The sequence below is a fragment of the Pantoea allii genome (assembly GCF_002307475.1).
In the GTDB taxonomy this organism is placed as follows: domain Bacteria; phylum Pseudomonadota; class Gammaproteobacteria; order Enterobacterales; family Enterobacteriaceae; genus Pantoea; species Pantoea allii.
This window is the reverse complement of record NZ_NTMH01000044.1, coordinates 1-2,759: the sequence shown is the minus strand read 5'-3', so window position 1 is coordinate 2,759 and position 2,759 is coordinate 1. Positions and strand designations below refer to the sequence as shown.

Sequence of the window (2,759 nt, the reverse complement as noted above, 5' to 3'; positions counted from 1 at the left end):
TCGTCTCTCAACCAAAACGCCTCTGGCGTTGTAAGGTTAAGCCTCACGGGTCATTAGTACCGGTAAGCTCAACGCATCGCTGCGCTTACACACCCGGCCTATCAACGTCGTCGTCTTCAACGTCCCTTCAGGAGCCTTAAAGGCTCAGGGAGAACTCATCTCGGGGCAAGTTTCGTGCTTAGATGCTTTCAGCACTTATCTTTTCCGCACTTAGCTACCGGGCAGTGCCACTGGCGTGACAACCCGGACACCAGCGGTGCGTTCACTCCGGTCCTCTCGTACTAGGAGCAACCCCCCTCAATTCTCCAGCGCCCACGGCAGATAGGGACCGAACTGTCTCACGACGTTCTAAACCCAGCTCGCGTACCACTTTAAACGGCGAACAGCCGTACCCTTGGGACCTACTTCAGCCCCAGGATGTGATGAGCCGACATCGAGGTGCCAAACACCGCCGTCGATATGAACTCTTGGGCGGTATCAGCCTGTTATCCCCGGAGTACCTTTTATCCGTTGAGCGATGGCCCTTCCATTCAGAACCACCGGATCACTATGACCTGCTTTCGCACCTGCTCGAGCCGTCACTCTCGCAGTCAAGCTGGCTTATGCCATTGCACTAACCTCCTGATGTCCGACCAGGATTAGCCAACCTTCGTGCTCCTCCGTTACTCTTTAGGAGGAGACCGCCCCAGTCAAACTACCCACCAGACACTGTCCGCAGCCCGGATTACGGGCCTACGTTAGAACACCAAACATTAAAGGGTGGTATTTCAAGGTTGGCTCCACGCAGACTGGCGTCCACGCTTCAAAGCCTCCCACCTATCCTACACATCAAGGCTCAGTGTTCAGTGTCAAGCTGTAGTAAAGGTTCACGGGGTCTTTCCGTCTTGCCGCGGGTACACTGCATCTTCACAGCGATTTCAATTTCACTGAGTCTCGGGTGGAGACAGCCTGGCCATCATTACGCCATTCGTGCAGGTCGGAACTTACCCGACAAGGAATTTCGCTACCTTAGGACCGTTATAGTTACGGCCGCCGTTTACCGGGGCTTCGATCAAGAGCTTCAGCTTGCGCTTAACCCCATCAATTAACCTTCCGGCACCGGGCAGGCGTCACACCGTATACGTCCACTTTCGTGTTTGCACAGTGCTGTGTTTTTAATAAACAGTTGCAGCCAGCTGGTATCTTCGACTGGCTTCAGCTCGGGGAGCAGGTCCCTTCACCTACGCGCCAGCGTGCCTTCTCCCGAAGTTACGGCACCATTTTGCCTAGTTCCTTCACCCGAGTTCTCTCAAGCGCCTTGGTATTCTCTACCTGACCACCTGTGTCGGTTTGGGGTACGATTTTGTGTTACCTGATGCTTAGAGGCTTTTCCTGGAAGCAGGGCATTTATCACTTCAGCACCGTAGTGCCTCGTCGTCACGCCTCAGTGTAAAGTGAACCGGATTTGCCTGGAACACACACCTACACGCTTAAACCGGGACAACCGTCGCCCGGCTGATATAGCCTTCTCCGTCCCCCCTTCGCAGTAACACCAAGTACAGGAATATTAACCTGTTTCCCATCGACTACGCCTTTCGGCCTCGCCTTAGGGGTCGACTCACCCTGCTCCGATTAACGTTGAACAGGAACCCTTGGTCTTCCGGCGACAAGGTTTTTCACCTTGTTTATCGTTACTTATGTCAGCATTCGCACTTCTGATACCTCCAGCATGCCTCACAGCACACCTTCGACGGCTTACAGAACGCTCCCCTACCCAACAACACATAGTGTCGCTGCCGCAGCTTCGGTGCATGGTTTAGCCCCGTTACATCTTCCGCGCAGGCCGACTCGACCAGTGAGCTATTACGCTTTCTTTAAATGATGGCTGCTTCTAAGCCAACATCCTGGCTGTCTGTGCCTTCCCACATCGTTTCCCACTTAACCATGACTTTGGGACCTTAGCTGGCGGTCTGGGTTGTTTCCCTCTTCACGACGGACGTTAGCACCCGCCGTGTGTCTCCCGTGATAACATTCTCCGGTATTCGCAGTTTGCATCGGGTTGGTAAGCCGGGATGGCCCCCTAGCCGAAACAGTGCTCTACCCCCGGAGATGAGTTCACGAGGCGCTACCTAAATAGCTTTCGGGGAGAACCAGCTATCTCCCGGTTTGATTGGCCTTTCACCCCCAGCCACAGGTCATCCGCTAATTTTTCAACATTAGTCGGTTCGGTCCTCCAGTTAGTGTTACCCAACCTTCAACCTGCCCATGGCTAGATCACCGGGTTTCGGGTCTATACCCTGCAACTTAACGCCCAGTTAAGACTCGGTTTCCCTGCGGCTCCCCTATACGGTTAACCTTGCTACAGAATATAAGTCGCTGACCCATTATACAAAAGGTACGCAGTCACCCCCATAAAGAAGGCTCCCACTGCTTGTACGTACACGGTTTCAGGTTCTGTTTCACTCCCCTCGCCGGGGTTCTTTTCGCCTTTCCCTCACGGTACTGGTTCACTATCGGTCAGTCAGGAGTATTTAGCCTTGGAGGATGGTCCCCCCATATTCAGACAGGATACCACGTGTCCCGCCTTACTCATCGAACTCACAACCTGTGCACCTTTGTGTACGGGAGTATCACCCTGTACCCTGCGACTTTCCAGACGCTTCCACTGATGCACAAGCTGATGATGGTTCTGGGCTCCTCCCCGTTCGCTCGCCGCTACTGGGGGAATCTCGGTTGATTTCTTTTCCTCGGGGTACTTAGATGTTTCAGTTCCCCCGGTT

Annotated in this window: 1 rRNA gene; it reads right to left on the bottom strand. The window is 53.8% G+C overall.

Annotated features, from left to right (window positions below):
- Window positions 1-32: 32 nt before the first annotated feature.
- Window positions 33-2,759, bottom strand: a 23S ribosomal RNA gene (locus CMR03_RS21485); the annotation flags it as partial.